A 2,598-nucleotide genomic window follows, 5' to 3' on the forward strand; every position below is an offset into this window, starting at 1 on the left:
ACCCGTGGCGTCGGGGTCGTTCGGCGAGGTCGGCGAGGCCGGGGAGGCCGGTGAGGTCGGCGAGCCGGGGCGGACCTGCCGGTCCGGGCGGGCCGCGCGGCCCTGGCGGGCGATGCGCGCGATCCGGACGGTGCGCTCCGCGCGCTCGGTGAGCCGGGGGCGGCCCGCGCCGTCCGCGGCGCCGAGCGCGCCGGGGGCGTTCACGGCGGCCACGCGGGTGGCGAGCAGGGAGCGCAGGAGGTTCGCGTGGCGGCGGTCCGCGTCCGCGCCCGCGGTGCCCAGCGCCATGCGGTGGCGCAGGAACGCCAGTTCGGTGGCGGCCACCTGGTAGCCGGCCACCGCCTTCGCGGCCTCGTCGCCCGCCTTGCGGCGCACGGTGCGGCGCCAGCGGCTGCGGCCCTGGAGGCTGGCGAGCAGGGTGACCTCGCTGGTGGCGATCCACTGGCGCTCGGCCATGCCGGGCAGCTGCTCGGCGACGATGCGCTGCTCGCGGCGGCGCTGCCACACCACCAGCCAGACCATGCCCGCGAAGATCGGGACCATGATCAGGAAGTAGAGGTTGATGAACGTCGATCCGGTGCCGACCGTGGTGGAGAAGTTCCACAGCGAGTGCAGGCCCACCGCGCCCAGGTAGCCCAGGAGCGGGCCCGCGATCCGGACGTTCCGCTTGTGGGACATCGCCGCCAGGCCCACGCCGACGCCGAGCATCGAGGTGAACAGGGGGTGCGCGAACGGGGACAGGACGCCGCGCAGGATGAACAGGGCGACCACGCCGCTGCTCGCGTCGCCCAGGCCGCTGTCCACGAAGACGCGGGCGAAGTAGTAGATGTTCTCGGTGAACGCGAAGCCCGCCGCGACCACGCCCGCGTAGACCAGGCCGTCGACGGCGCCGTCGAACTCGTGGCGGCGGCGCAGGAAGAGGGCGATCAGGAAGACGCCCTTGGTGGCCTCCTCCACGATCGGGGCGCCGACCACGGCGGCGAAGGTCGCGCCGTCGCCGTCGTTGATCAGCTCGCCGATCACCTGGGCGGTCTGGTTGAAGACCAGGGAGGTGATGGTCGCGCCGCACGCGCCCCAGGCGAAGCCGAAGAGCAGGAGCTTGGCCGGTTCCGGCTCCCAGCGGTCGAGCCAGAGGTAGGCGCTCAGCACCGCCATGACGGGCAGGAGCGAGGCCGCCGCGCCCACCAGGATCGGGGCCAGCCCGACCTTGCTGGTGCCCAGGCCCAGCAGGACCAGGCCGCAGACCCCCAGCACGATCAGGGCCGCGACCGGGAGGAGCACGGTCCAGCGGCGTTGCTCGGTCCTCTTGCGGGCCGGCGAGGGTGCGGCAGCGGTCACGTGGTGGAACTTTATAGCGGTGGGGGCGGGGGCGGGTGCGGTGATCTCGTCGTGGCTGGTGGGAGGGCCGTCAGGGGCGCCACGGCGGCAGGTCGGGGAGCAGGTCGGCCGCGGTCGTGCCCCTCGGGTGCAGGAGCCAGCCGAAGGCGCCGAGGCCGTTCGGGTCGCGCAGCTCCGCGATCCGGGAGGCGCGGGCCGCGGCGGTGAGCCAGTCCGGGGTGCGGGCGGTGAGCGGCTCGGCGGGCGGGAGCAGGGCGGCCAGCGCGTCCCGCTGCGACACCAGGGTCCACGGGCGGCCCGCGGCCTCGGCGCAGGCGTCCAGGGCGACGTGGGCGGTCAGGTCGCAGGAGCCGTCGAAGGCCGGTTCGACCCGGTTCCCCGAGCGGTAGGCGGTGAAGGTGCCCAGGGGGTAGCGGCCTGCGGCGCGGTCGTCGGCCAGGTGGCCGTAGTCGATCGCGAGCGCCGCGCCCCGGACCCGTCCGACGGCAGACGCCCACGCCGCGTCCCTGGGGGAGCCGATCTCCGCCCGCTCACCGGGGCGCAGCGGCCACCAGCGGTCCAGCCAGGGGTCCCGGTGCGGCCAGGCCACCACGGGGCAGGGGAGGGCGTCCAGCCACTCGTGCGCGACCAGGAGTCCGGTGACGCGGTCGGGAAGGTCGCGGGTCCAGCGGACGCCGGGGAGGTCGCGTGCGGGGCCGACGTCCACGGCGGTCACCCGGAGGCGGTCGCGGAGCGCGGGGTCGGCGTCGGCGAGGGCGCGGACCGCCGCGGACAGCTCGCCGCCGCCCGCGCCGAGGTCGACGAAATCGAGGGCGGGCGGGTGGTCCAGGGCGGCGTCCACGCGGCGCAGGAGTTCCAGGAGGGCTTCCGCGAGCTCGGGGCCGACCAGGGGGGAGGTGCGGAAGTGGTCCGACGGCGCCTCGCCCCTGGTGAAGAAGCCCGACGGCCCGTAGAGCGCGGTGCGCCACGCCGATTCCACGTCCTGCACGGGAGTGCAGTGTGCCCGACGGCGGGTCCGGGCGCCCGACGCCGGGTCCGATCGCCGCCAGCGCTCGGGCGCGGGGCGGACGACGCTGGGGGGCATGGAGTTCCACGTGATCGCCGAGGACGTCCTCGCCCGCGCCAGGGCCGCCGCGGGCGCCGACGAGGAGCACGAGCTGACCACCGCGCCGGGTGTTCCGCTGCGCTGCTGCCTGCGCCCGGCGGGTGCGGAGGCGGTGGTGCTGTTCCGGTACCGGCCCGGCGCGGGGCGCGGGCCTT

2 protein-coding genes are annotated in these 2,598 nt (G+C 76.2%); both read right to left on the reverse strand.

The features are described 5' to 3' along the window. The coding region (locus ACTUAL_RS23275) for a PrsW family intramembrane metalloprotease (protein ID WP_440901728.1) at positions 1-1,338 on the reverse strand (1,338 nt) is incomplete at its 3' end. A gap of 70 nt (positions 1,339-1,408) precedes the next feature. Continuing rightward, positions 1,409-2,326, reverse strand: coding sequence for an SAM-dependent methyltransferase (locus tag ACTUAL_RS23280; protein ID WP_440901729.1), 918 nt, complete (start codon positions 2,324-2,326; stop codon positions 1,409-1,411). Positions 2,327-2,598 lie beyond the last annotated feature (272 nt).

The sequence above is a fragment of the Actinosynnema sp. genome (assembly GCF_052038725.1).